Genomic DNA, 25,897 nt, shown 5'->3' on the forward strand with positions numbered 1-25,897 from the left:
GCTTCCGCGACGTGAAGAGCCTGCGTTTCGGCTTCGCCTTGGACCTGCACCGCACGCGCTGCCCGCGCCGCATCGAGATTCTGCTGCTGATCGCGGCGCTGGCCTGTTATGCCCTCTACCTGGCCGGCCTGTATGCCCGGCAATCCGGAGAGGCGCGCCGCTATCAGTCTAACAGCGTCAAGACAAAGCATGTCCTGTCACTGTGGCGAGTCGGCCTCGAATACCTGAGGCGGCACGCCGGGGCGCTACCCCGGCATGTGCTCGCCGCTATCGAGTACCGACTGCGTGACGAAGTGCATCAGCAGGCACAGGTGCTGGGGTAGATTTGTGGGGATTCCTCAGGGGCTGCCCCCCTTTTCTTCCGCTACCCCCCCAACCCCCGCATCGACGACCGCAACTTGTAGCGATCCCCCGGATGGATCAGCCGCGCGTAGCTGATCAGGTTCTCCCCCGACCAGGTGCGGCGGATCACGCTCAGGCAGGGCGCGGCGCTGTCGATGCCCAGCGCCGCGGCGGTCTGCTCGTCGACCAGCACCGCTTCGACCACATGCTCGACGTCGGAGATCGGGCAGGCGGCGACCAGTACCTCGTTGGGGGTTTGTTGGGAGAAGTCGGTGGTCAGATAGTCGGGCACCCAGCGCGGGTTGACGAAGCGTTCCTCGAGCTGGATCGGCAGCTCGTCCTCGCGGTGCACGAGGATGGTGTGGAACACCGGGCTGCCCAGGCGCACGCCCAGGCGCAGGGCCACTTCGTCGTCGGCGTCGATGGCCTCGCAGCGCAGCACGTCGTTGCGATAGGCGTGGCCGCGGCCGCGCACTTCGGCGGCGATGTTGAGCACTTCCTGCAGCGAGGACTCGGCCTTGCGGTCGGTGACGAAGGTGCCGAGGCCGGCCTGGCGGATCAGGTAGCCCTGCTGCACCAGGTCGCGGATCGCCTTGTTGGCGGTCATCCGGCTGACGCCGAAGTCGCGTGCCAGCTGTTCCTCGGGGGGGATCTGGTGGTGCGCCGGGTAGGCGCCGCTGTTGATCCGCTCGAGCAGGTGCTCCTCGATCTGCTTGTAGCGCGGTGTGCTGGTCACGGCGGGTTCCTTGGTGTTCGCTGCTGGCGGGATGATACCCGGCTCGCCGGGGCATTCGCATGGGGCCGGAAAGGTGTAGGGGCGAATGAATTCGCCCCTACAGGTCATGCGGTCACTGGGCGAGCGCGCCTTCCCTTACAGCACCATGGCCGCCACCCAGCCGAAGGCGATCAGCGGCAGGTTGAAGTGCAGGAAGGTCGGCACCACGGTGTCCCAGATGTGGTCGTGCTGGCCGTCGGCGTTGAGGCCGGCGGTCGGGCCGAGGGTTGAGTCGGAGGCCGGCGAACCGGCATCGCCGAGCGCCGCGGCGGTGCCGACCAGGGCGATGATGGCCAGCGGCGAGAAGCCGAAGCCCAGCGCCAGCGGCACGTAGATGGCGGTGATGATCGGCACGGTGGAGAACGACGAGCCGATGCCCATGGTGATGAACAGGCCGACCAGCAGCATGATCAGTGCGGCCATGCCGCGGTTGTCGCCGATCAGCTCGACCGAGCCGGACACCAGCTCCGGGATCGCCCCGGTGGCCTTCATCACCGCGGCGAAGCCGGCGGCGGCGATCATGATGAAGCCGACCTGGGCCATCAGGTGCATGCCCTGGGTGACCACGTGGTCCTGCTCGCGCCAGCGGATCACCCCGCTCAGCGAGATCACCGCGAAGCCGACCAGGCCGCCGAAGATCATCGAGTCGGTCCACAGCTGCACCGCCAGGGCGAGCAGCAGCGACAGGCCGATCATGCCCACCTGGCGGCGGCTCAGCTTGGTGTCGGCGTGGTCGAGGTGCTCGCCGGCCACCGCGACGTCCTCATAGGCGCGCTTGCGCCGGTAGCTGAAGGCGGCGATGGCGAGGCCGGCGACCATGCCCAGCGCCGGCAGCAGCATGGCCTGCGGCGCCAGCTCGCGAGCGACGTTGAAGCCCTCGGCGGCGCCGGCCTGGTTGATGTTGGCGATCAGGATGTCGTTGAGGAAGATCGCGCCGAAGCCCACCGGCAGCACCATGTACAGGGTGGTGATGGCGAAGGTGATGGCGCAGGCGACCAGGCGGCGGTCCAGCTTGAGACGGTTCATCACGTGCAGCAGCGGCGGCACCAGGATCGGGATGAAGGCGATGTGCACCGGGATCAGCGTCTCGGCCAGCGCGCCGGCGACGATCAGTGCGCCGAGCATGCCCCACTTGACCAGCGCCAGCTCGCCGCCGGCGTGGTGGCTGTGGCTGACGTGTTCGACCACCCGCGCCGACAGGCGCTGGGCGATGCCGGTGCGCGACAGCGCCACGGCGAAGGCGCCGAGGGCGGCGTAGGCCAGCGCCACCGAGGCGCCGCCGCCGAGGCCATCGTTGAACGCGCTGACGATCTTTTCCATCGGCAGGCCGGCGGCCAGGCCGCCGACCACTGCGGCGATGATCAGGGCGAAGACCACGGAGACGCGCAGCATCGACAGCGCGACCATGACCACCACCGCGAGAACAATTGCATTCATGTTTCTTTCCACCAGTTCGATTGTTTTTATTGTCTCTGGAAACGCCATGCAAAGTCGCGCCCTCGGCCACCCGGTGGCAGCGGTGGCGGGAGGGCGCGATAGCTTGCGGGTCAGCCCAGGGAGGGCAGCAACCCGGCCGGCATCAGCGCGTTGAGGCCGCGCGCGGCGAGCAGCGCGCTGGCCGCCTCGATGTCCGGGGCGAAGAAGCGGTCTTCCTGGTAGTAGGGGACCCGGTCGCGCAGCAGGCTGCGCGCCTGTTCCAGCTTCGCCGAGGTCTTCAGGCCGGTGCGGAAGTCGAGGCCCTGGCAGGCGCCCAGCCATTCGATGGCGAGGATGCCGCGCACGTTGTCGGCCATGCTCCACAGGCGCTTGCCGGCGTTCGGCGCCATGGACACGTGGTCCTCCTGGTTGGCCGAGGTGGGCAGGCTGTCGACGCTGTGCGGATGGGCGAGGGCCTTGTTGTCGCTGGCCAGCGCCGCAGCGGTGACCTGGGCGATCATGAAGCCGGAATTCACGCCACCGTTGGCCACCAGGAACGGCGGCAGCTGCGACATGTGCATGTCCATCATCAGCGAGATGCGCCGCTCGGACAGCGAGCCGATCTCGGCGATGGCCAGCGCCAGGTTGTCGGCGGCCATGGCCACCGGCTCGGCGTGGAAGTTGCCGCCGGAAATCACGTCGCCCTCGGCGGCGAACACCAGCGGGTTGTCCGATACCGCGTTGGCCTCGATCTGCAGCACCTCGGCGGCCTGGCGCAGCTGGGTCAGGCAGGCGCCCATCACCTGCGGCTGGCAGCGCAGCGAGTAGGGGTCCTGGACCTTGTCGCACTTCTCGTGGGACTGGGCGATCTCGCTGCTGGCACCGAGCAGGTCGCGGTAGGCCGCGGCCACGTCGATCTGCCCGCGCTGGCCGCGGGCGGCATGGATGCGCGCATCGAACGGGGCGCGCGAGCCGAGCATGGCCTCGACGCTGAGGCCGCCGCAGACGGTGGCGGCGGCGAACAGATCCTCGCCCTCGAACAGCCCGCGCAGGGCGTAGGCGGTGGAGGCCTGGGTGCCGTTGAGCAGGGCCAGGCCCTCCTTGGCGGCCAGGGTCAAGGGCTCGAGGCCGGCTACCGCCAGCGCCTCGCGGCCGTCGATCCACTGGCCCTGGTAGCGCGCCTTGCTCTCGCCGAGCAGCACCAGCGACATGTGCGCCAGCGGGGCGAGATCGCCGGAGGCGCCCACCGAGCCCTTCAGCGGGATGTGCGGATAGACCTCGGCGTTGATCAGGGCGAGCAGCGCGTCGATCACCTTGCGGCGGATGCCGGAGAAGCCGCGGGCCAGGCTGTTGACCTTGAGCAGCATGATCAGGCGGACCATGGCGTCGTCCAGCGGCTCGCCGACGCCGGCGGCGTGGGACAGCACCAGCGAGCGCTGCAGCTTCTCCAGGTCGGCCGGGGCGATGCGGGTCGAGGCCAGCAGGCCGAAGCCGGTGTTGATGCCGTAGGCGGTGCGGCCCTCGGCGATGATGCTCTCGACGCAGGCCACGCTGGCGTCGATGGCGGCGTGGCAGCTGTCATCGAGGGTCACGCGCAGCGGCTGCTGGTAGGCGGCGCGCAGCTGGGCCAGGGTCAGTTGGCCGGGAACGAGGTGCAAAGTGGTGGTCATGGGTCAGGCTCCCTTTACCGGGTTGATCATCGGCAGGTCGAGACCCTGCTCTTGGGCGCAATCGATGGCGATCTGGTAGCCGGCATCGGCGTGGCGCATCACCCCGGTGCCCGGGTCGTTGCGCAGCACGCGGCCGAGGCGGGCGTGGGCGTCCGGGGTGCCGTCGGCGACGATCACCACCCCGGAGTGTTGCGAATAACCCATGCCCACGCCACCGCCGTGGTGCAGCGACACCCAGGTGGCGCCGCCGGCGGTGTTCAGCAGGGCGTTGAGCAGCGGCCAGTCGGACACCGCGTCGGAGCCGTCGAGCATGGCTTCGGTCTCGCGGTTGGGGCTGGCTACCGAGCCGGAGTCCAGATGGTCGCGGCCGATGACGATCGGCGCCTTCAGCTCGCCGCTCGCGACCATCTGGTTGAACGCCTGGGCGAGGCGCGCGCGGTCCTTCAGGCCGACCCAGCAGATGCGCGCCGGCAGGCCCTGGAAGCTGATGCGCTCGCGGGCCATGTCCAGCCAGCGGTGCAGGTGCGGGTTGTCGGGGATCAGTTCCTTGACCTTGGCGTCGGTCTTGTAGATGTCCTCGGGGTCGCCGGACAGCGCCACCCAGCGGAACGGGCCGATGCCCTGGCAGAACAGCGGGCGGATGTAGGCCGGGACGAAGCCGGGGAAGTCGAAGGCGTTCTTGACGCCCTCTTCCAGGGCCATCTGGCGGATGTTGTTGCCGTAGTCGAAGGTCGGCACGCCCATCTTCTGGAAGTCGAGCATGGCCTGCACGTGCACGGCCATCGAGCGCTTGGCGGCCTTGGCCACCGCTTCCGGCTCGACTTTGCCGCGTTCGACGTACTCGTCCCAGCTCATGCCCAGCGGCAGGTAGCCGTGCAGCGGGTCGTGGGCGCTGGTCTGGTCGGTGACCAGGTCCGGGCGCACGCCGCGGCGCACCAGTTCGGGGAGGATCTCGGCGGCGTTGCCGCACAGGGCGATGGACACCGCCTTGCCCTGGCTGGTGTAGCGGTCGATGCGCGCCAGGGCGTCGTCCAGATCGGTGGCCTGCTCGTCGACGTAGCGGGTGCGTAGACGGAAGTCGATGCGCGACTGCTGGCATTCGATGTTCAGCGAGCAGGCGCCGGCGAGGCTCGCGGCCAGCGGCTGGGCGCCGCCCATGCCGCCCAATCCGGCAGTGAGGACCCAGCGGCCGGTCAGGTCGCCGTTGTAGTGCTGGCGACCTGCCTCGACGAAGGTCTCGTAGGTGCCCTGGACGATGCCCTGGCTGCCGATGTAGATCCAGCTGCCGGCGGTCATCTGGCCGTACATGGCCAGGCCCTTGCGGTCCAGCTCGTTGAAGTGTTCCCAGGTGGCCCAGTGCGGCACCAGGTTGGAGTTGGCCAGCAGCACGCGCGGGGCGTCCTTGTGGGTCTCGAACACGCCGACCGGCTTGCCGGACTGGATCAGCAGGGTCTGGTTGTCCTCCAGGCGCTCGAGCACCTCGACGATCTTGTCGAAGCACTGCCAGTTGCGCGCGGCGCGGCCGATGCCGCCGTAGACCACCAGATCCTCGGGTTTTTCCGCCACGTCCGGGTGCAGGTTGTTCATCAGCATGCGCAGCGGCGCTTCGGTCAGCCAGCTCTTGCAGCGCAGGGTGGTGCCGGTCGGGGCGGCAATTTTGCGGCTCGGGTCGTGGCGGGGATCGATGGTGCTCATCGGGGTTCCTCTTTCGCTTGTTTTTGTTGGGGCGTGGGGTTGGGTTCAGCCGTGCAGGGACAGCCGGTGGATCAGGCGCGCCGCCACCCGGGCGGTGCGGTGGTCCTGGTCGTGTTCGGGATTCAGTTCGGCCAGCTCGGCGAGCAGCAGCTTGCCGCTGGCCTGCAGGCGCTCGATCAGCGGCTCGAGCAGGGCGACCGGCACGCCGTGGGCGGCCGGCGCGCTGACGCCGGGGCCTTCCCAGGCCGGCAGCACGTCGAGGTCGACGGTCAGGTACAGCGCGTCGCAATCGGCGATGAAGGCGTCCAGCTCGGCGCCGATGGCATCGAGGGTGCTCTCGCGGATCTCGAAGTCCTCGCGCACCAGCACGCCCAGCTCGGCGGCGGTGTGGAACAGCGCGCGGGTGTTGGCGGCGCGGCTGACGCCGAGGCAGGCGTAGCGGAACGGCCAGCCGCGCGCGGCGCAGGCTTCGGCGATCTGCGCGAAGGGCGTGCCCGAGGAGTGCACGTGGGCCGGGTCGCGCAGGTCGAAGTGGGCGTCGAAGTTGACGATGGCCAGGCGCGGCGTGCGGCCCAGTTTGCTGGCCAGGTGCGCGGCGATGCCCTGCCAGCTGCCGAAGGCCACCTCGTGGCCGCCGCCGAGCACCACCGGCAGGTGGCCGGCGCCGAGCAGCTCGGCGACGTTGGCGCCGAGGCGCTGCTGGGCGGCGTCGAGATCGCCATCCAGGCAGCACACGTCGCCGGCATCGAAGGCCGGACCTTGGCGGTGCCAGGCCAGGTTGGCGAGCAGCTTGCGGATCGCGGCCGGTGCGCTGGCGGCGCCGACGCGGCCCTGGTTGCGGCGCACGCCTTCGTCGCAGGCGAAGCCGAGCAGGGCCAGGCCCGGCTGCTGGCTCTCGCCCAGCGGCTGGATGCGCTGGTGCCAGCGCGGGCTGTCGGCCTCGGGGTCGACGCGGCCGCTCCAGGCGTCCAGGTTCAGGCGATCAACGTTCATTGCTAACGACTCCATTGAAGATGCGCTGGCGCAGGCGACCGGCCTGCACCGCGTAGGCCAGCTCGGCGGCGCGCGTGACGTCCCACAGGCACAGGTCGGCGGGTAGCCCCTCGGCGATGCGGCCGAGCTGCGGCTGGCCGAGGGCGCGCGCGCCCTGGGCGGTCATGCCGGCCAGCGCCTCGCGCGGGGTCAGGCGGAACAGGCTGCAGGCCAGGTTGAGCAGCAGGGTGGGCAGGAACAGCGGCGAGGTGCCGGGGTTGGCGTCGCTGGCCACCGCCATCGGCACGCCGTACTGGCGCAGCAGCTCGATCGGCGGGCGCTGGGTTTCGCCGAGCACCAGGAAGGCGCCGGGCAGCAGGGTGGCGACGGTGCCGGCTTCGGCCATGGCGGCGATGCCGGCCTCGTCGAGGTATTCGATATGGTCGGCGGACAGGCCGCGGTGGCGCGCCACCAGCGCGCTGGCGCCCTGGTTGGTCAGCTGCTCGGCGTGCGCCTTGACCGGCAGACCGTGGCGCGCGGCGACGGCGAACACCCGTTCGCACTGCGCCGGGCTGAAGGCGATGTGCTCGCAGAACACGTCCACCGCATCGGCCAGCTTCTCGGCGGCGGCCGCCGGGATCATCTCCTCGCAGACCAGGTCGATGTAGGCGTCCGCTTGGCCTGCGTACTCCGCCGGCAGGGCGTGGGCGCCGAGCAGGGTGGTCAGCACGCGCACCGGCAGTTCCTCGCCGAGGCGGCGGGCGACGCGCAGCAGCTTCAGCTCGTCGGCCACCGACAGGCCGTAGCCGGACTTGATCTCCACCGTGGTCACGCCGTCGGCGATCAGCGCTTCCAGGCGCGAGCGGGCCAGGGCGAACAGCTCGTCCTCGCAGGCTTCGCGGGTGGCACGCACGGTGCCGAGGATGCCGCCGCCGGCGCGGGCGATCTCCGCGTAGCTGGCGCCTTCCAGACGCTGCTCGAACTCGCCGGCGCGGTTGCCGGCGTACACCAGGTGGGTGTGGCAGTCGACCAGCCCGGGGGTCAGCAGCCCGCCGCGGCCGGCGAGAGTGGCGCCGGCGACGCGCGCTTCGTCCAGCTCGCTCATCGGGCAGAGCAGGGCGACGCGGCCGTCCTCGACCAGCACGGCCATCGGCGCGGGCAGCTCCTGCAGGCCGTCGAAGACGCTGACGTCGCGCCACAGCAGGCGGGGGGTGGAGGGTGCGGGCATTGCGGATGACCTTCGGCTGACGTTGTTTGTATATACAATAGGAGCGAGGACGCAGGTCGTCAATAGTCGCCAGTGCCGTTGGTCCGGCAGATTTCGCCCGCGTGCCGCGGTGGAGGCCAGGAAAGCCGCAGAAAGGCTGAATCGTCAGGGGTGGCTGGCGCTGTCGGGATGGCCGGGACACCAGGCTGCTGGGTGGTGAACGTGACGGGGCGGGCGGATGGATTGGATGACGGCGGTTGCGTGGCTGCAGGTTATGTATATACATTTGCTGGCAACAGGCACCGCTCCTACGCTCCTATCAAAGGCCGGTGTCGCCCCATGCCTTGATCGAGGAACTCGGCAACATGCACAGATTCAGTCTCGCCGCCGCACCGCGCCGGCCGTGGAAGAACGGCGGCGGCGAAACCCGCGAGCTGGCCGTGGCGCCGCCCGGCGCCGGGCTCGACGACTTCGACTGGCGCCTCAGCTGCGCGCAGGTGGCGAACGGAGGGCCGTTCTCGGCCTTTCCCGGCGTCGACCGCAGCCTGGCGGTGCTCGACGGCGCCGGCCTGCGCCTCGAATGCGCCGATGGCGCGACGCACCTGCTGAGCGCGGAGTCGGCGCCGCTGGCGTTTCCCGGCGAGCTGGCGGTGACCGCGACGCTGCCCGGCGGGCCGGTCGGCGACTTCAATCTGATGACCCGCCGGGCGCGCTGGACGCACCACCTGCAGCGTTTGCGCCTGTGCGGCGAATGGCCGCTCGCCGCTGACGCCGACCTGACGCTGGTTTACTGCGCCGCTGGTGTCGGCCTGGACTGCTGGCTGGCGGGCGGCCGAGAGCTGCGCCTGGCGGCTGGCGAGGGTGTGCTGCTGGACGCGCTGGTCGACGGTGCGGCGACCCTGATGGCGCCGCAGGTGTGCAAGGTGCTGCTCGGGCGCCTGTGGCGCTGCTGAGGCGTCAGGAGGCGGGCGGCTCCGGCGGCTCGTGCTGCTCGAGGGTTTCCTGCAGGGCGCTGTGCAGGCGCGCATGCACGCGGGCGAACCAGCGCCAGAGCAGGGCGAGCAGCACCACGGCGAGCAGGCCGATGAGCAGCAGCCACTCGCCCGGCGGCAGGATGCTCGAGCTGAACGCGGCGAGCAGCGGCAGGAAGCTGCCGAAGGTCAGCAGCGGAATCAGCTCGGCGAGTACCCGGCGCACCCGTGGCGGCCGGTGGCTGCGCCCGCCGAGGCCGGCGAGAAACAGCGACAGCGCCTTGAGCCGGCGGTAGGCGGCGATCAGCAGCGGCAGCGACAGCAGCAGCGCCGCGCCCCAGATCAACACCTTGTGCAGGTTGGGCTGTGCGCCGCGCAGGCCGAGCCAGGCGCCGATGGGTTCGGCGAAGTAGCCGCCGGCGAGGAAGATCGCCGCCACCAGCGCCAGGTTGACCACGGCATGCAGCAGGCTGCGCCGGATCAGCGCCGCCAGCGCGGCGTTCTGGCCCGGCAGCTGGACGCTGCGCAGCCAGGCGCCGTAGGCGCCGAACACCCGCGCCACGCTGTCTGGCACGGCGTCGGCCAGGTGCCGCGACAGCGGTGCGGCGGCGCGGATCAGGTAGGGGGTGGTCAGGGTGGTGAGCGCCGATACCGCCACCGCCACCGGATAGAGGAAGTCGCTGGTGACCTTTAGGCTGATGCCCAGCGCGGCGATGATGAAGGAGAACTCGCCGATCTGCGACAGGCCCATGCCGACGCGCAGCGAGGTGCGCCCGTCGTTGCCGGCGACGAGGGCGCCGAGGCTGCAGCTGAGGACCTTGCCGAGCACCACGGCGACGCTGATCGCGGCGATCGGCCCGGCATGCGCGAGCAGCACCGCCGGGTCGATCAGCAGGCCGATGGTGACGAAGAAGATCGCGCTGAACATGTGGCGCAGCGGCTCGACCAGCCGCTCGATCTGCGCCAGCTGGCGCGACTCGGCCATGATCGCGCCGATCAGGAAGGCGCCCAGCACCAGGCTGTAGCCGAGCTTGATCACCAGCAGGCAGAAGCCGAAGCACAGGCCGAGCACGGCGATCAGCAGCGTCTCGTGGCTGTCGAAGCGCGCCACATAGGCGAGGATGCGTGGCACCAGCAGCAGGCCGATCACCAGCGACGCCAACATGAACAGCAGCAGCTTGCCGAGAGTGGCGAGCACCTCGGCGGGCGCCACCGTGCCGCTGGCGGCGATGCCGGAGAGCAGGACGATCAGGCCGATGCCGAGGATGTCCTCGACGATCAGGATGCCGAAGATCAGCTGGGCGAAGGGCTCGTGCTTCATCTTCAGGTCACTGAGCGCCTTGACGATGATGGTGGTCGAGGAGATCGCCAGGATCGCGCCGAGAAACAGCGCATCCATGTGGCTCCAGGCGAACAGGCGGCCGATCTGGTAGCCGAGCCAGGTCATCGCCACGATCTCGAAGAAGGCGGCGAGGATCGCGGTGGGGCCGACCTTGAGCAGCTTGCGCAGGCTGAACTCGAGACCGAGGCCAAACATCAGGAACACCACGCCCAGCTCGGCGAGGATGCGGATGGTGTCCTCGTCGCTGATCAGGGCGACCGGCCCGGTGTGCGGGCCGATGAGGAAGCCGGCGACGAGGTAGCCGAGTACCACCGGCTGCTTGAGGCGATGGCAGAGCACCGTCACCAGGCCGGCCACCAGCATGAGCACGGCGAGATCCTGGATGAAGGCGATGGCATGCATGGCGCGCGCTCCTCTGCCGCGGGCCGCCCGGCAGCGTGCGACTGGCCGCGCCGGGCGCCCTGTTCGATGATAGGCGGGTCTGCCCGTCACGCGAACCTTTGCGATATACTGCGCGACTTTCGACCGGCCACGCAGTCCGGTCCACTCTCCTTCGCAGACAAGCCACGCGCGGTTTTCCGGCGTGGCTTGTTGGTTTTTGTCGCGCCAGGCTGGCGCAGAACAAGAGGCACGACGATGAGCGCACTGGTAGGCGTGATCATGGGCTCCAAATCCGACTGGAGCACCCTCAGCCACACCGTCGACATGCTGGAAAAGCTCGGCATCCCCCACGAGGTCAAGGTGGTCTCCGCCCACCGCACCCCGGATCTGCTGTTCCAGTACGCCGAACAGGCGGAAGAGCGTGGCCTGGAAGTGATCATCGCCGGTGCCGGCGGCGCCGCCCATCTGCCGGGCATGTGTGCGGCCAAGACCCACCTGCCGGTGCTCGGCGTGCCGGTGCAGTCGTCGATGCTCTCCGGCGTCGACTCGCTGCTGTCCATCGTGCAGATGCCCGGCGGCGTGCCGGTCGCCACCCTGGCCATCGGCAAGGCCGGCGCGATCAACGCCGCCCTGCTGGCGGCGAGCATCCTCGGCGGCAAGCACCCGCAGTTCCACGAGGCGCTCAAGGCCTTCCGCGCCCAGCAGACCGAATCGGTGCTGGAAAACCCGGACCCCCGCGAAATCTGAGGCGAACTCCCATGAAGATCGGCGTAATCGGTGGCGGCCAGCTGGGCCGCATGCTGGCTCTGGCGGGTACTCCGCTGGGCATGAACTTTGCCTTCCTCGATCCGGCGCCGGACGCCTGCGCCGCCGCCCTGGGCGAGCACCTGCGCGCCGACTACAGCGACCCGGACCATCTGCGCCAGCTGGCCGACGAGGTCGACCTGGTGACCTTCGAGTTCGAGAGCGTGCCGGCCGAGACGGTGGCCTTCCTCTCCCAGTTCGTGCCGGTCTATCCGAGCGCCGAGTCGCTGCGCATCGCCCGCGACCGCTGGTTCGAGAAGAGCCTGTTCAAGGATCTGGGCATCCCCACCCCGGCCTTCGCCAACGTGCTGGACCAGGCCGACCTCGACCACGCGGTGATCGAGATCGGTCTGCCGGCGGTGCTCAAGACCCGCACCCTGGGCTACGACGGCAAGGGCCAGAAGGTCCTGCGCAAGCCCGAGGACGTGGTCGGCGCCTTCGCCGAGCTGGGCAGCGTGCCGTGCCTCCTCGAGGGCTTCGTGCCGTTCAGCGGCGAGGTGTCGCTGGTGGCGGTGCGCGGCCGCGACGGCGAGACGCGCTTCTACCCGCTGGTGCACAACACCCACGTGAACGGCATCCTCGAGCTGTCGGTGGCCAGCAGCGACCACCCGCTGCAGGCGCTGGCCGAGGACTACGTCGGCCGCGTGCTCGAACAGCTGAACTACGTCGGCGTGCTGGCCTTCGAGTTCTTCGAGGTCGACGGCGGCCTCAAGGCCAACGAGATCGCCCCGCGTGTGCACAACTCCGGGCACTGGACCATCGAAGGCGCCGAGTGCAGCCAGTTCGAGAACCACCTGCGCGCCGTCGCCGGCCTGCCGCTGGGCTCGACCGCTAAGGTCGGCGAGAGCGCCATGCTCAACTTCATCGGCAGCGTGCCGGCGGTGGACAAGGTGGTGGCCGTCGCCGACTGCCACCTGCACCACTACGGCAAGGCGTTCAAGGCCGGGCGCAAGGTCGGCCACGCCACCCTGCGCAGCAAGGACCGCGCGACCCTCGAGGCGCGCATCAAGGATGTCGAGGCGCTGATCAAGGGCTGAGGCCCGCGCCCGTAGGGTGGGTTCGCCGCAAAGCGGCGTAACCCACCAACGATGCCAGCCGGCATCGCCACCGCCGGCCTCTGCAGGCCGGTTGGTGGGTTACGGCCTGCGGCCTGCCCCACCCTGCGATTCCCGTCCTCGCGACGATCGCGCGGGCAGGAGCCGCTCCCACCGACTAGGCTGCTCACAGGCTCACCTTGCGGAGACTCTGTCATGGGCATCCTCGGTACCATCCTCATCGGCCTGCTGGTCGGCGTGGTCGCGCGCATCCTCAAACCGGGCGAGAATTCGATGGGCTGGATCATGACCATCCTGCTCGGCATCGGCGGCTCGGTGGTCGCCACCTACGGCGGCCAGGCGCTGGGCATCTACCGCGCCGGCCAGGCGGCCGGCTTCATCGGCGCGGTGGTCGGCGCGATCATTCTGCTGATAGTGTTCGGCTACCTGAAAAAACCCTGAGGCGCCAGCGCGGCGCCGCCCCAGTTGCGAGAGCCGCATGCGTCTGCCGTTCGTCCTTTGCCTTAGCCTGATTGCGACCCTGAGCCACGCCGCCGAGCCGACGGAAACCGACTGGCTGGAACTGATGCCGGCGGAGGATCTGGCGGCGCTGGAGGCGATGCCGGAAATCGACCACCGCGGCGCCGAGGGCGACAGCGCCTTCTATGGCCGGGGCGGGCTGAAGCAGCAGGCGGACCTGCCGGCGGTGATGTACTCGACGCGCACCGTGGCCGCGCTGGACGGCAAGGCGCTGCGCCTCGGCGGCTATCCGGTACCGCTGGAAACCACGGCCGACGGCCGCTTCCAGACCTTCTTCCTGGTGCCCTATCCCGGCGCCTGCATCCACGTCCCGCCGCCGCCGCCGAACCAGATCGTGCTGGTGCGCTACCCGCAAGGCGTGGCCCTCGACGACATCTACGCGCCGCTGTGGGTCAGCGGCACCCTGCAGGTCGAGCCGGTCAGCAACGATCTGGCCGACGCCGCCTATGCGCTGGACGCCGACAGCGTGCGTGCGGTCGAGGAAGACGACCTCTGAGCGTGGCTTGCCAGCCTCACGGCTGGCCGGCCAGGCGCATCTGCTGGATGCGCTGCTGCTTGTAGGAGCGCGCGGCGGCCGGGATCGGCGCACTCTTGCCGGTTTCCAGCCATTGCCGCACGCGGCTGGCGTCGCCGATATGGGTGCGCTTGCCGAAGGTGCCGAGCAGCACCATGGCCACCGGGCGGTGCTCCAGGCGGGCGAGCATGGCCAGGCAGTGGCCGGCCTCGTTGATGAAGCCGGTCTTGGTCACCTCGATGTCCCAGGCGGGATTGCGCACCAGCGGGTTGGTGTTGTTGAAGCCCTGCACGTAGTTGGGTTTCTGGAAGTGCGCGCTGCGGCTCGGCGTGGTGCTCAGCTCGCGGATCAGCGGGTACTGCCGCGCGGCCTTGAGCAGGGCCACCAGGTCGCGGGCGGTGGAAACGTTCAGCTCGGACAGGCCGGTGGGCTCGACGAAGCGGGTGCGGCTCATGCCCAGCGCCTTGGCCTTGGCGTTCATCGCCGCGACGAAGCGTGCATGGCCGCCCGGGTAGTTGTGCGCCAGGGCGGAGGCGGCGCGGTTCTCCGAAGACATCAGCGCCAGACGCAGCATCTCGCGGCGGCTGAGCAGGCTGCCGACGCGCACCCGCGAGTAGACGCCGCGCAGCTCGCGGGTGTCGTGGATGGTCACCGGGATGACCTGGTCGAGGGGCAGCTGGGCATCCAGCGCCACCACGGCGGTCATCAGCTTGCTGATCGAGGCGATGGGCACGACCGCGTCCGGATGGCTGGAGAACAGCACCTGGTCGCTGTTCAGGTCGACCACCAGGGCGCTGCTGGAGGCCAGCTCCAGGCGGGCCGGATCACGGGTGGCGTGGCCGTCGGTGGCCCCGACATTCGGGGTCAAGGCGATGCATGCGCATGACAGCAACAGACCGAACATCGAGGAACGGATTTTCATGGAGGTGGCTCGCTGTTTCGCGTGGAGGTAAGGTCAGATCAGCGGTCCTTGCTTGAGTTCACAGTATAGAGAACGCCTGCCGGTCTGTCGGTGTCCAACCGCGTGCGCAGCGCAGGATCCGCGAGGATTTCACCGCCATCGGCGGCGGGCGAGGCGGTTGACGAGCGGCGGTGCCGCGCCCGCATTGACTTCGCTCCGCCCGGCCCTCGAAGATGCGCGAAGAATCCAACGAGGTGTTCAAGCATGAGTCCCAGTGGAATCGCCGAACACGCGGTGGAAGTGCTGAGCGCCCGCGAGCGCCAGCGCTTTCTCGATCACCACCCCAACTCCGTGGCGCTGGCCGCCCGCGCCCGCCAGGCGCTGTTCGGCGGCGTGCCGATGCACTGGATGAGCGACTGGTCGACGCCGGTGCCGCTGTTCGTCGAGCGCGCCCAGGGCGCGCGCTTCTTCGACGTCGACGGCCACGACTACGTCGACTTCTGCCTGGGCGACACCGGCAGCATGTTCGGCCACTCGCCGGCGCCGGTCGCCGCCGCGCTGCGCGAGCAGGCCGGCAACGGCCTGACCAGCATGCTGCCCGGCGAGGACGCGGTGGTCTGCGGCGAGCTGCTCGCCGCGCGCTTCGGCCTGCCGTTCTGGCAGGTGGCGACCACCGCCACCGACGCCAACCGCTTCGTGCTGCGCTGGGCGCGGGCGATCACCGGGCGCAAGGTGATCCTGGTGTTCGACGGCTGCTACCACGGCACCGTCGACGAGGCCATGGTGCGTGCCCGCGACGGCCATACCGTGCACCGCCCGGGGCTGATCGGCCAGGCGCGCAACCTGACCCAGCACAGCCGGGTGGTGCCGTTCAACGACCTGGCCGCGCTGGAGGCGGCGCTGGCCCCCGGCGACGTCGCCGCGGTGCTCTGCGAGCCGGCGCTGACCAACATCGGCATGGTCCTGCCCGAGCCGGGCTTCATGGCGCGCCTGCGCGAGCTGACCCGCCAGGCCGGCACCCTGCTGATCATCGACGAGACCCACACCATCTCCACCGGCCCCGGCGGCTGCACCCGCGCCTGGAACCTGGAGCCGGACTTCCTCACCCTCGGCAAGCCGATCGCCGGCGGCGTGCCCTGCGCGGTGTACGGCTGCAGCGCGGCCATGGCCCAGGCCATGCAGCTGGCCCGCCAGCACGCCAGCGAGCTGAGCCACGGCCACGGCCACAGCGGCATGGGCACCACCCTGTCGGCCAACGCGCTGGCCATGCACTGCATGCGCGCCAACCTCGAGCAGGTGATGACCCCGGGCGCCTACGAGCACATGCTCTGGCTGGCGGCGCGCCTGGCCGAGGGCTTCCGTACGCTGATCGCCCGCCACGACCTGGCCTGGTCGGTGACCGAGCTGGGCGCGCGCTGCGAGTTCCAGTTCTGCTCCACGCCGCCGCGCAATGGTGCCGAGGCCGAGGCGGCGTTCCACGACAGCCTGCAGATGGCCCTGCACCTGTACCTGATCAACCGCGGCATCCTGATCACCCCGTTCCACAACATGACCCTGTGCTGCCCGGACACCAGCGCCGGCGACGTCGACCGCCTGCTCGCCGCCCTCGACGCGGCGCTGACCGAGCTGCTGGCCATCCCCGGCGCACGGGAGGGCTGAGGCATGGCCCTGTATCCCTCCGGCATCGCGCCCGGGCGCTGAGTGATCGGCGGGCAAGGCTGCGCCGTTGCCCGCTCTGCGCCTCACCTGCTGTAGGGTGGAAAACGGCCGCAGGCCTTTTCCACCTTGCGCCGGATACCGTCTGTCACCGTTGCCCAAGGATTCCCCATGCCCTTCGCCGATCTCCAGGAAGCCGACGCCTTCCTCGCCGCCCACCCCGACGTCCACGCCATCGAGCTGTTCATCATCGACCCCTGCGGCGTGCCGCGCGGCAAGCTGCTGCGCCGCGAGGAGCTGCGCGCCGTCTACCAGAGCGGCCGGCCGCTGCCGAGCAGCATCCTCGGCCTGACCATCCGTGGCGAGGATGTCGACGCCACCGGCCTGGTCTGGGAGGTCGCCGACGCCGACTGCTGGGCCTTTCCGCTGCCCGGCAGCCTGCAGCTGCAGAGCTGGCGTGCCCAGCCGACCGCCCAGCTGCAGGTGTCCATGCACCCCGAGCAGGGCCTGCCGGCCAGCGTCGCCGACCCGCGCCACGTGCTGGCGCGGCAGATCGAGCGGCTGCAGGCCGACGGCTACCAGCCGGTGATGGCCGCCGAGCTGGAGTTCTACCTGCTCGACCGCGAGCGCGACGCCGAGGGCCGCCCGCAGCCGGCGCGGCAGAGCAACGGCCTGCGCCCGCAGGCGCCGCAGGTCTATGGCGTGCTCGAGCTGGAGCAGCTGGCGCCGTTCCTCGACGACCTCTACGCCGCCTGCGCCGCCCAGGGCCTGCCGGCGCGCACGGCGATTTCCGAGTACGCGCCGGGCCAGGTGGAGATCACCCTCGAGCACCGCGCGGATGCGCTGCAGGCGATGGACGAGGCGGTGCGCTACAAGCGCCTGGTCAGGGGCGTGGCCCACAAACACGGCTATCAGGCCTGCTTCATGGCCAAGCCGTTCGGCGAGCTGGCCGGCAGCGGTCTGCACCTGCACGTCAGCCTGGCCGACGAAAGCGGCAACAACCTGTTCGCCAGCGAGGAGGCGACCGGGACCCCGCTGCTGCGTCAGGCCATCGGCGGCCTGCTCGAGACCCTCGAGGACGGCCTGGCGGTGTTCTGCCCCAACGCCAACTCGTTCCGCCGCTTCCAGGCCAACAGCTACGCGCCGCTGGCGAAGAGCTGGGGGGTCAACAACCGCACCGTGTCGCTGCGCGTGCCGGGCGGCCCGGCGGCCAGCCGGCACATCGAGCACCGCATCTGCGGCGCCGACGCCAACCCGTATCTGGCCGCCGCCCTGCTGCTGGCCGGCATCCACCACGGCCTGCGCGCGCGCCTCGATCCCGGCGCGCCGATCGAGGGCAATGGCTACGCCCAGGCCCGCGAGGTGCTGCCCACCGACTGGCTGACCGCCCTGCGCACGCTGGAGCGGTCGGAATGGGCGCGGGAGGCCCTGGGGGCGGACTTCCATCGCGTGTTTCTGGCGATCAAGCAGGAGGAGTACCGCCAGTTCATGGGCGAGGTCGGCGAGCAGGACTGGCGCTGGTACCTGGGGCACGCCTGAGACGCGGCGAGCGGCGGGGCATAAGGGCTGCGCACTGTTGCGCGATGGGTAAATGTCCTTGCCGCAAGTCGGGACAGTCGCGCACCATGGCCGCCATAGCCCAAGTGGCATGGCTTCGCAAACGCGACAATTCGCCGCAGTTTGCCGCGCGATGCCCGTGAGTTCGTCACAGGCCTCCGCGAGGCCCGCAAAACCGCGGCGGGCGTGCCCCGGCGGCGGGGCGAAATTGCTCGACACAGCCGCTCTGCATTCGACTAAAGTAGCGACCTCACCACCAGCCGACGAGCTTGAAACACCCATGCAATCCGGTAACGCACAGCTGAACATGACCGTCCTGATGACTCCGGACAAGGCCAATTTCTCCGGCAATGTGCATGGTGGCACGCTGCTCAAGTATCTCGACGAGGTGGCCTACGCCTGTGCCAGCCGCTATGCCGGCCGCTACGTGGTGACCCTGTCGGTGGACCAGGTGATCTTCCGCCAGCCGATCCATGTCGGCGAACTGGTCACCTTCCTCGCCTCGGTCAACTACACCGGCAGCACCTCGATGGAAATCGGCATCAAGGTGATCACCGAGGACATCCGCAACCAGTCGGTACGCCATACCAACAGCTGCTACTTCACCATGGTGGCGGTCGACGGCCACGGCAAGTCGGTGCCGGTGCCGCCGCTCAACCCGCAGACCGCCGATGAGAAACGCCGCTTCGCCCAGGCCCAGCAGCGCCGGCAGATCCGCCGCGAGCTGGAAGAACGCTACAAGGCGATCATGGGGCACTACTGAGGTTCCTTATGCCGGTATCGCGCTGCCCGTATTGCTGCCTGTCGCTCGTGCGGAGCGGTACATGCTGACGCTCGGCGAACTGACCGTGCTGCTGCTGGCCGGCAGTCTCTGCGCCTGGTTCTGGCATGGCCACGGCGTGCACGAGCACGCCCTCAAGCTGGTGCGCCAGGCCTGCCTGCGCGAGGACGTGCTGCTGCTCGATGACAACGTGGCCTTCCGCCGCCTGCGTCTGCTGCGCGACCGCAGCGGGCGCCTGCGTCTGGCCCGCGAGTACGGCTTCGAGTTCACCGTGACCGGCGAGCAGCGTCATCCCGGCCGGCTGGTGCTGGTCGGCCGCAGCCCGGCGCAGATCGAGCTGGCCCCGCATCCGTTCCGCGAGCCGCTGGACTCCGCCGAGGGCGAGGCGGAGCGGGTGGTCAAGCTGGACGAATGGCGCCGTCGCCATCCGCCGCAAGGGCGCTGACGCCCCCGGCGGCGTCGCCCGGCGTGCGCCATTCTCCTGATCCGTCCCAGCCGCTAGCCGGCCAGCAGCCAGTCGCGCACCCGCTCGGCACACTCGTCCGGCTGTTCCTGCATGAAGCAGTGGCCGCCGGCGATGCGCTGCGCGCTGACGTGGTGGTTGAGCGCGCAGCAGCGCGCCGCGCCCTTGCCGACGAAGGGGTAGCTGGCGGCGCCATGCACGATCAGGGTCGGCGTGCTCAGCGCGGCCAGCGAGCGCCACAGGCGGCGCGGGTAGGAAGCGAAGATTTCCGCCTCGCGGCTCGGCCGGCACTTCAGCTCGACTCCGCCTTCCACCGCCTGCAGCGCATGCTCGACATAGGCGTGCAGCGCCGCATCGCTCCAGCCGCGGAAGATCCCCCGCCCGTGCAGCCCCGCGTAGGCGGCGGCGCGGTCCGGCCAGCGGCTGCGCCGCCCGCGCGCCTGGCGCGCCAGGGTCTGGCGCTCCTGCAGGCCGAGCAGTTCGGACAGCGCCATCACGCCGATCATCGCCGGCGGGAACAGCACCGGGTCGAGCAGCACCGCGCGCTGGAACAGCGCCGGCTCGCTGGCGAGGATCAGGCCGGTCAGCACCCCGCCGAAGCTGTGTCCGCAGGCGAAAAGCGGCACATCCCCGAAGCGCTCGCGCCCGGCGGCGAAGGCTTCCACCGCCAGCGCGGCGCTGCGGTTCCAGCCGTGGAAGCGCCCGCCGTGGTCGCTGTCGCCGTGGCCCTGGACATCGCATAGCCACAGGTCGAAATCCCGGCTCAGCAGCGCCAGCAGCGGTTCGTAGGTACGCCCGCAGAAACCGTTGCCGTGCAGGAAATGCAGCAGCGGCTTGCCCGAGGGCGCGCTGTGCCAGCCGCGCAGGGTGAAGCCGGCCGAGCTGGGGTGGGACCAGGGATGCAGGGTCATGGCGACTTTGCCGCGGGGAAGGAGAGGCGCAGTCTAGCAGGCTTGCCGTTCAGGACAGCCAGCCCAGCAGCAGCGGCAGGCTGAGGGCGGCGAGCAGGGTCTGCAGGGTGATGATGCCGGCCATCAGGTGGCTGTCGCCGCCGAGCTGGCGGGTCAGTACGTAGGCGGTGGGTGCGGTGGGCAGGGCGAAGAACAGCACCAGCAGGGTGCTCTCCATGGCCGGCAGGGCCAGGGCGCGCGCCACGCCGAAGGCCAGCAGCGGCATCAGCAGCAGGCGTGCGGCGCAGTTGCCGAGCAGCGCCGGACCCTCGCCGCGCAGCTGGTCCGGGCGCAGCGCGGCGCCGACGCAGAGCAGACCGAGCGGCAGGCTGGCAGCGGCGAGCAGGCCGAGCAGGCGCTCGCTGCCGCCGGGCAGGCCGATGCCGCCCAGGTTGAGCAGCGCGCCGCCGAGGCAGGCGAGGATCAGCGGATTCCGCGCGATCGGCAGCAGCAGGCTGCGCGCGCTGACCCCGCGCTCGGCGCTCAGCGCCCACACCGACAGCACGTTCACCGCCGGCACCATCAGGGCGAGCATCAGCGCCGCCAGGGTCAGCCCCGGTGCGCCGAACAGGCTGCCCACGGTGGCCAGGCCGAGGTAGGTGTTGAAGCGCAGCGTACCCTGCACCAGGGCGCCGAAGCGCCCCGCCGGCCAGCCGCGCAGGCGGCGCAGCCCCAGCAGGCCCAGCCAGCCGAGGCCGAGGGCGAGCAGCACCGCCAGCGCCAGGCGCGGCAGCGCCGGGTTGTCCAGCGGCGCGCTGGCCAGGCTGCTCAGCAGCAGGGCGGGGAACAGCACGAAGTAGTTGAGCCGCTCGGCACCGGGCCAGAACGCCTCGCCGGGAAAATCGCTGCGGCGCAGCAGGTAGCCGGCGACGATCAGCGCGAACAGCGGCCAGAGGGCGAGCAGCAGGGAAGGCATGGCAGCTCCGTTGCAGGGCGGCGCGGGTGCCGCGGGTCCGACGGGATGAGTCGGCAGTCTAACGGCAAACGCGACCGGCGGTCGTGTCTTCAGGGCAGCTGCAAGCCACCGCTGGCCCGGTGCAGTTCGCGCAGCTGGGTGCCGATCTGGCGGATATTGGCTTCGCCGTCGTCCAGCTCGCGGCGGCGTTCGGGCTTGAGCAGGGCGAGCAGCTGGCTGTCGAGCTGGTCGCTGAGCTGGCGCAGCTGCGCCTGGCGCTGGCTGCTCTGCTGCTGCAGGTGCTGCCATTCGCCGGGTTGCGGCAGGCCGTAGCCGCCGTCGAGCAGCTCCGCCGGGCGGCTGAGGAAGCCGCTGCCGGCGAGCAGCTGTTCGAGGGTGCGGTCGGCCGCGGCGTTGCTCAGGCCGCGCTCGCGGCGGCCGAGGTAGTCCTGCTTGAGGTCGTCCTGGGCCAGTTGCAGCTGGCGGCGCCGCGCGGCCTGTTCGAGCAGCAGCAGGGCGGCGCTGGCGCGCAGGTCGGCGGCGGCGAAGTGGCGGCGGCGTGCGCTGGCCGGCAGGCCCAGCCAGTCCTCCACGCTGGCCTGCGGCAGCTGCAGGCGCTGGCGGGCGACGCTGAACATCGCCTGGTAGCGCTCGCGGAAGGAGTCGAAACGATAGCCCAGGCGCAGCGCCTCGTGCGGATCGGCCAGCACGCTGCGGTCGGCCAGGCCGCGGGCCTCGAGCAGGGCGAGCAGGCCGCTGGGGGTGATGCTGTCGAGATCGTGGAGGCGCGGGTCGGCGCTGCCGCTTCTGAGCAGCTTGAGGGTTTCCACCGCGCAGTTGTTGCTGATGAACCAGTAGTCGCCGTCGTGGCTCCAGTGCAGTTCGGCGGCGCGCTCGCCGAGGGCGCGGATCTGCGTGCGCGACAGGCGCAGCGGGATCGAGGCCAGGCTGCGCAGCTCGACCTTGGTGTATTCGTCGATCACCTGGGCCAGCGGCAGGACGAACAGCCGCGACGGATAGGCGCCGGTCAGGCCGTCCCAGCTGGACAGCTGCACGTCGCCGACGAAGGCGCGGTAGGACAGCACCAGGTGCTGGTCGAGGTCCAGCCGGCAGTCGGCGCCGCGCGGCCGGCCGGGGGCGCAGACCACCAGGCGCAGCATGCTGTGGCCCCAGCGGCTGACCCAGTTGTCGTTGGCCTCGGCGAACAGGTAGTCGATGGCGTAGATCCGTTCGGGATCGAGGCGGCCGAGCGGCTGGCGGGCAAAGTCGCTGCCGGCGTTGAGAAAGGCCAGCTCGTCGGCGCAGCGCGCGGCGCCTGGTGGCGTCCAGGCGAAGTGCTCGCGCAGGTAGCGGTGCAGGCTCGGCCGGCGGCAGGCGTACTGCGGATCGAGCAGGAAGTATTCCAGGTTCACCGCGACGAACTCGCGCGGGTTGCTCAGCTCGTAGGCGTCCGGGCTGCGCAGCCATTGCGGGTTGTCCGCCTCGCGGGCGCCGCGCTGGCCGACACGCTGGGTCCAGCCGGCCAGGTCGAGCAGGCGCGGGTCGTCGGAGAGGGTGAAGCGGCGCTGGGTCTGCCCGCGGCATTCGCCCGGCAGGCCGACCTCGCCGCGGCTGGCGAGCTGCTGGCGGCAGCGCCGGATCAGCCGCGCGTCGGCGGCCGGCCAGGCGCGGGCGCGGTCGTAGAGGTGGGTCAGCTCGTGGAGCAGGGTGGCCAGCAGCTCGCGGCGCACGGTGGCGTGCGGACGTCCGCTGGCCTGGCTCGCCGCGCTGCTGTCGGCCAGCGCCGGCAGCAGGCGGGCGTTGAGCGCGAAGGCGTCGAGGCGGGTCAGGCGGCCGTAGACCGCATGGGGCAGCGCGCTGCTCCAGCGCACCGCGACCGTGCGCGGCACCTGCTCGCGCAGGCGCGGCGGCAGGCTGGCCAGCGCCTCGTCGAGCAGGGCCTGGCTGGCCTGGCGCTCGGCGGCGCTGAGGCCGGTGTCCTGCAGCTGCAACTGCAGGGCGGGCGCTGCGGTGCTTGCGCTGACCGGCGCGAGGCCGGCGAGCAGCAGGGCGAGGCCGCCCAGCGCCGCGCGCCAGTCCATCACAGGGCGAGCAGGGCCTGCGCCAGTTCGGCGTCGCTGGCCTGGCGGGCTTCGGGCACGCGCTCGCGCACCACCTGCAGGGCGGCTTCCAGCTGGGCGCCGCGGATGCTGCCCTCGCTGGCGACGAAGCTGGCGGCGTCGTCGCGGGCGGCCTGCACCACCTTCATGTCGCGCACCGAGGTGGTGGTGTCGGAGGTGAAGTCGAAGCTGCGCTCGAGGGCGCGGATCACGATGTTGCTGGTGGCGACCAGGGTCTGGGCCTGGGCGCTGCCGGCGGCGAGCAGGACGAGGGTGGCGGCGATGAGCGAACGGCGCATGGCGGTGTTCCTGAGGAAGTGGACGAGGCGCGTAATGTATTGATTCTCAGGGTTGCGTGCCATACGTGCAGCGCCGCGGCGTGAGCTGGGCGGCGTCTGCACGCTGCTGACGGTGTTACAGGGCGAGGATCGCCTGGGCCAGTTGCAGGTCGTCGGCCCGGACCTGCGGGGCCTGGGTGCGGATGTGGCGCAGCGCGGCCTCCAGCTGGGCGCCGCGGATGCCGCCGGCGCTGGCGACGAAGCTGGCGGCGTCGTCGCGGGCGGCGAGGACGATCTTGTCGTCGTTGAACGAGGAGGTGATGTCGCTGGTGCTTTCACTGGCGTTGGCGACCAGGCCGCCGAGGGTGTCGGTGGTGGCGACGAAGCTGCTGGCGGCAGCGCTGGTGGCGAGGGCCAGCAGGGCGGCGCCGGCGAGGAGGGTGAAACGGGTCATGGGCAAGTCCTGTGCGGAGTGAATCGGGTATCAGGTAGACAGCGGGCGCTGCGCCAGGTTCGCGCCCCGGCGGCGTAGGCCGCGACAAGCCTGCGCGCCGGCAAGGTGCAGCGCAAGGTGCCCGGCTGGTGGACAGAAACGACTGCGCCGCCCGAAGGCGGCGCAGTGGTGCAGCGGTCAGTGGATCAGCCGGAGCCGATTACTTGTTGCCCAGCATGTGGCCGGTCTGCTGCATGTTGGTGTGCCAGGAGAAGGCTTCGCTGAGGATGTGCGGAGTCTGGCCGCCTACGGTGGCACAGGCGCGGTCGAAGTAGTCCTGCATCGCCGGGCGGAAGTCCGGGTGCACGCAGTGGTTGATGATCACTTGGGCGCGCTCGCGCGGCGCCAGGCCACGCAGGTCGGCCAGGCCGATCTCGGTGACCAGGATGTCGACGTCGTGCTCGTTGTGGTCGACGTGCGGGGTCATCGGCACGACGCTGGAGATGGCGCCGCCTTTGGCCACGGACTTGGTGACGAAGATGGCCAGGTGGGCGTTGCGGGTGAAGTCACCCGAGCCGCCGAGGCCGTTCATCATGTGGGTGCCGTTGACGTGGGTGGAGTTCACGTTGCCGTAGATGTCGAATTCCAGCGCGGTGTTGATGCCGATGATGCCGAGGCGACGGACGATCTCCGGGTGGTTGGACAGCTCCTGCGGGCGCAGCACCAGGCGGTCCTTGTACTTGTCCAGGTTGGCGATGACGTGGTTGCTCATCGACTCCGACAGGGTGAACGAGCAGCCCGAGGCGAAGTCCAGCTTGCCGGCGTCGAACAGTTCGAAGGTGGAGTCCTGCAGCACTTCGGAGTACATGGTCAGGCCGCTGAAGTTGGACTGCAGCAGACCGTTCATCACGGCGTTGGCGATGGTGCCGACGCCGGCCTGCAGCGGCAGCAGGCTGTTGGTCATGTGGCCGGCAGCCACTTCCTTCTCGAGGAAGGCGATCAGGTGGTTGGCGATGGCCTGGGTGTCGCCATCCGGCGGCAGGACGGTGGAGTAAGAGTCTTCCTGGTCGGTGATGACGATGGCGGCGATCTTGGCCGGGTCGACCGGGATGTACGGCAGGCCGATGCGCTGCTCGGTGCTGATCAGCGGGATCGGATGGCGGTTCGGACGCTTCTCGGGGAAGTAGATGTCGTGCAGGCCTTCCAGGGCCAGCGGGTGGGCCAGGTTCAGCTCGATGATGATCTTGTCGGCGGTGGCGCCGAAGGTGGCGGAGTTGCCCACGGAAGTGGTCGGTACGATGCCGCCTTCTTCGGTGATGGCGCAGGCTTCGATGATGGCCACGTCGACCGGCTTCAGGCTGCCGCCGCGCAGTTGTTCGGCGGTGTCGGACAGGTGCTGGTCGATGAACATCACTTCGCCGCTGTTGATCGCCTTGCGCAGGCCGGCGTCGGACTGGAACGGCATGCGGCGGGCGAGCAGACCGGATTCGGCCATCAGCTTGTCCAGATCGTTGCCCAGGCTGGCGCCGGTGATCAGGGTGATCTTCAGCTCTTCGTGGCGGGCGCGCTCGGCCAGAGCGACCGGCAGGGCCTTGGCTTCGCCGGCGCGGGTGAAGCCGCTCATGCCGACGGTCATGCCGTTCTTGACCAGCTTGGCAGCTTCGGCTGCGGTGGTGATTTTGTCGGTCAGGGACTGCAGACGAATACGATCAGGGTACTGGGACATGGAGCGGTTCCTTTGATACGGCTAGGGCGGACACAGTCCTCCGAGTCTAAGGATTCGCCATCGCTACGCCTTTAATACTAAGGTCGTAATGCGCCGAGTGGTTTTTCGCCGATTTCGCGACCTTTTGCCGCACAAAAAGCCGCCGCCCGGGGGCGGCGGCGTCTGTTGCGGGCTTTTGCGGCCGGGTCAGTCGACCGCCTTGAGCATGTCCTCGATGACCTTCTTGGCGTCGCCGAACACCATCATCGACTTGTCCATGTAGAACAGCTCGTTGTCCAGGCCGGCGTAGCCGCTGGCCATCGAGCGCTTGTTGACGATCACGGTGCGCGCCTTGTACGCCTCGAGGATCGGCATGCCGGCGATCGGCGAGTGCGGGTCGGTCTTCGCCGCCGGGTTGACCACGTCGTTGGCGCCGAGCACCAGCACCACGTCGGTCTGGCCGAACTCGGCGTTGATGTCGTCCATCTCGAACACCTGCTCGTAGGGCACCTCGGC

The 25,897-nt window shown here is 70.1% G+C and carries 24 protein-coding genes and 1 pseudogene; 10 read left to right on the forward strand and 15 right to left on the reverse strand.

The genetic code is table 11. The annotated features are described in order from the left end of the window. Positions 1-323: pseudogene (locus BM297_RS21965) on the forward strand (IS4 family transposase); the annotation flags it as partial. A 41-nt stretch (positions 324-364) separates the two neighbouring features. On the opposite strand, the gene hutC reads toward BM297_RS21965, so the two are convergent. From hutC to hutI, 6 genes are all read right to left on the reverse strand, one after another. Further along, the gene (gene hutC / locus BM297_RS20775; protein ID WP_245768310.1) at positions 365-1,078 is read right to left on the reverse strand and encodes a histidine utilization repressor; all 714 of its coding nucleotides are present in this window, start codon (positions 1,076-1,078) and stop codon (positions 365-367) included. Positions 1,079-1,213: 135 nt separating this feature from the next. Further along, positions 1,214-2,554 (reverse strand): Na+/H+ antiporter family protein, encoded by a 1,341-nt coding sequence (locus BM297_RS20780; protein WP_092435632.1) that lies wholly within the window; start codon positions 2,552-2,554, stop codon positions 1,214-1,216. Between the two features lie 110 nt (positions 2,555-2,664). Further along, the gene (hutH, locus tag BM297_RS20785; RefSeq protein ID WP_092435635.1) at positions 2,665-4,203 is read right to left on the reverse strand and encodes a histidine ammonia-lyase; all 1,539 of its coding nucleotides are present in this window, start codon (positions 4,201-4,203) and stop codon (positions 2,665-2,667) included. 3 nt (positions 4,204-4,206) lie between these two features. Further along, positions 4,207-5,898, reverse strand: coding sequence for a urocanate hydratase (gene hutU, locus BM297_RS20790; protein ID WP_092435637.1), 1,692 nt, complete (start codon positions 5,896-5,898; stop codon positions 4,207-4,209). Between the two features lie 45 nt (positions 5,899-5,943). Beyond that, entirely contained in the window at positions 5,944-6,891 is a 948-nt protein-coding gene (gene hutG, locus BM297_RS20795; RefSeq protein ID WP_092435640.1) for a formimidoylglutamase, read from the reverse strand. Next, a complete protein-coding gene (hutI, locus tag BM297_RS20800; RefSeq protein WP_092435643.1) occupies positions 6,881-8,098 on the reverse strand; it encodes an imidazolonepropionase in 1,218 nt (405 codons plus the stop codon). The genes hutG and hutI overlap by 11 nt, the downstream gene beginning before the upstream one ends. 344 nt (positions 8,099-8,442) lie before the next feature. On the opposite strand from hutI, the gene BM297_RS20805 reads away from it, so the two are divergent. Next, on the forward strand, positions 8,443-9,030 hold the full coding sequence (locus tag BM297_RS20805) for a HutD/Ves family protein (protein ID WP_092435692.1): 588 nt from the start codon (positions 8,443-8,445) through the stop codon (positions 9,028-9,030). A 4-nt stretch (positions 9,031-9,034) separates the two neighbouring features. Here the strand turns inward: BM297_RS20805 and BM297_RS20810 are convergent, their stop codons facing one another. After that, complete coding sequence (locus tag BM297_RS20810) at positions 9,035-10,792, reverse strand: cation:proton antiporter (protein ID WP_092435646.1); 1,758 nt, start codon at positions 10,790-10,792, stop codon at positions 9,035-9,037. Between the two features lie 234 nt (positions 10,793-11,026). Between BM297_RS20810 and purE the strand changes: the two genes are divergently transcribed. The 4 genes from purE (at position 11,027) to BM297_RS20830 (ending at position 13,645) form a co-directional block, all read left to right on the forward strand. Beyond that, complete coding sequence (gene purE, locus BM297_RS20815; RefSeq protein WP_092435649.1) at positions 11,027-11,518, forward strand: 5-(carboxyamino)imidazole ribonucleotide mutase; 492 nt, start codon at positions 11,027-11,029, stop codon at positions 11,516-11,518. 11 nt (positions 11,519-11,529) lie between these two features. Continuing rightward, the gene (locus tag BM297_RS20820) at positions 11,530-12,612 is read left to right on the forward strand and encodes a 5-(carboxyamino)imidazole ribonucleotide synthase (protein ID WP_092435651.1); all 1,083 of its coding nucleotides are present in this window, start codon (positions 11,530-11,532) and stop codon (positions 12,610-12,612) included. A gap of 213 nt (positions 12,613-12,825) precedes the next feature. Beyond that, positions 12,826-13,071 carry a GlsB/YeaQ/YmgE family stress response membrane protein gene (locus BM297_RS20825; RefSeq protein ID WP_092435654.1) on the forward strand — a complete coding sequence of 82 codons (246 nt, stop codon included), beginning with the start codon at positions 12,826-12,828 and terminating at the stop codon, positions 13,069-13,071. 37 nt (positions 13,072-13,108) lie between these two features. Then, on the forward strand, positions 13,109-13,645 hold the full coding sequence (locus BM297_RS20830) for a DUF3299 domain-containing protein (RefSeq protein ID WP_092435655.1): 537 nt from the start codon (positions 13,109-13,111) through the stop codon (positions 13,643-13,645). Positions 13,646-13,661: 16 nt separating this feature from the next. Here BM297_RS20830 and pbpG read toward each other — a convergent pair whose 3' ends face one another. Then, positions 13,662-14,585 (reverse strand): D-alanyl-D-alanine endopeptidase, encoded by a 924-nt coding sequence (gene pbpG / locus BM297_RS20835; RefSeq protein ID WP_092435658.1) that lies wholly within the window; start codon positions 14,583-14,585, stop codon positions 13,662-13,664. Between the two features lie 243 nt (positions 14,586-14,828). Between pbpG and BM297_RS20840 the strand changes: the two genes are divergently transcribed. The 4 genes from BM297_RS20840 to BM297_RS20855 all read left to right on the forward strand — a co-directional run bounded on the left by BM297_RS20840 (position 14,829) and on the right by BM297_RS20855 (position 19,003). Further along, positions 14,829-16,223 carry an aspartate aminotransferase family protein gene (locus BM297_RS20840; protein ID WP_092435661.1) on the forward strand — a complete coding sequence of 465 codons (1,395 nt, stop codon included), beginning with the start codon at positions 14,829-14,831 and terminating at the stop codon, positions 16,221-16,223. 168 nt (positions 16,224-16,391) lie between these two features. Continuing rightward, complete coding sequence (locus BM297_RS20845; RefSeq protein WP_092435664.1) at positions 16,392-17,759, forward strand: glutamine synthetase family protein; 1,368 nt, start codon at positions 16,392-16,394, stop codon at positions 17,757-17,759. Positions 17,760-18,057: 298 nt separating this feature from the next. Further along, complete coding sequence (locus tag BM297_RS20850; protein ID WP_092435666.1) at positions 18,058-18,540, forward strand: acyl-CoA thioesterase; 483 nt, start codon at positions 18,058-18,060, stop codon at positions 18,538-18,540. Between the two features lie 61 nt (positions 18,541-18,601). Continuing rightward, positions 18,602-19,003 carry a DUF3301 domain-containing protein gene (locus tag BM297_RS20855; RefSeq protein WP_092435669.1) on the forward strand — a complete coding sequence of 134 codons (402 nt, stop codon included), beginning with the start codon at positions 18,602-18,604 and terminating at the stop codon, positions 19,001-19,003. Positions 19,004-19,056: 53 nt separating this feature from the next. On the opposite strand, the gene BM297_RS20860 is transcribed toward BM297_RS20855, so the two are convergent. The 7 genes from BM297_RS20860 to BM297_RS20890 all read right to left on the reverse strand — a co-directional run. Beyond that, positions 19,057-19,932, reverse strand: coding sequence for an alpha/beta fold hydrolase (locus BM297_RS20860; RefSeq protein ID WP_092435674.1), 876 nt, complete (start codon positions 19,930-19,932; stop codon positions 19,057-19,059). Positions 19,933-19,981: 49 nt separating this feature from the next. Next, positions 19,982-20,887: an AEC family transporter gene (locus BM297_RS20865; protein ID WP_092435677.1), complete on the reverse strand. Its 906-nt coding sequence runs from the start codon at positions 20,885-20,887 to the stop codon at positions 19,982-19,984. A gap of 89 nt (positions 20,888-20,976) precedes the next feature. Continuing rightward, positions 20,977-22,947 (reverse strand): DUF7844 domain-containing protein, encoded by a 1,971-nt coding sequence (locus BM297_RS20870; RefSeq protein WP_092435680.1) that lies wholly within the window; start codon positions 22,945-22,947, stop codon positions 20,977-20,979. Continuing rightward, positions 22,947-23,264, reverse strand: coding sequence for a DUF2388 domain-containing protein (locus BM297_RS20875; RefSeq protein ID WP_092435683.1), 318 nt, complete (start codon positions 23,262-23,264; stop codon positions 22,947-22,949). The genes BM297_RS20870 and BM297_RS20875 overlap by 1 nt, the downstream gene beginning before the upstream one ends. 115 nt (positions 23,265-23,379) lie before the next feature. After that, the gene (locus BM297_RS20880) at positions 23,380-23,697 is read right to left on the reverse strand and encodes a DUF2388 domain-containing protein (protein ID WP_092435686.1); all 318 of its coding nucleotides are present in this window, start codon (positions 23,695-23,697) and stop codon (positions 23,380-23,382) included. Positions 23,698-23,896: 199 nt separating this feature from the next. Next, the gene (locus BM297_RS20885; protein WP_092435689.1) at positions 23,897-25,402 is read right to left on the reverse strand and encodes an acetyl-CoA hydrolase/transferase family protein; all 1,506 of its coding nucleotides are present in this window, start codon (positions 25,400-25,402) and stop codon (positions 23,897-23,899) included. A 186-nt stretch (positions 25,403-25,588) separates the two neighbouring features. Then, positions 25,589-25,897 (reverse strand): NAD(P)(+) transhydrogenase (Re/Si-specific) subunit beta (locus tag BM297_RS20890; RefSeq protein WP_139231106.1); only part of this gene is annotated, 309 nt, incomplete at its 5' end.

The organism is Geopseudomonas sagittaria, from assembly GCF_900115715.1.
Taxonomy (GTDB): Bacteria; Pseudomonadota; Gammaproteobacteria; order Pseudomonadales; family Pseudomonadaceae; genus Geopseudomonas; species Geopseudomonas sagittaria.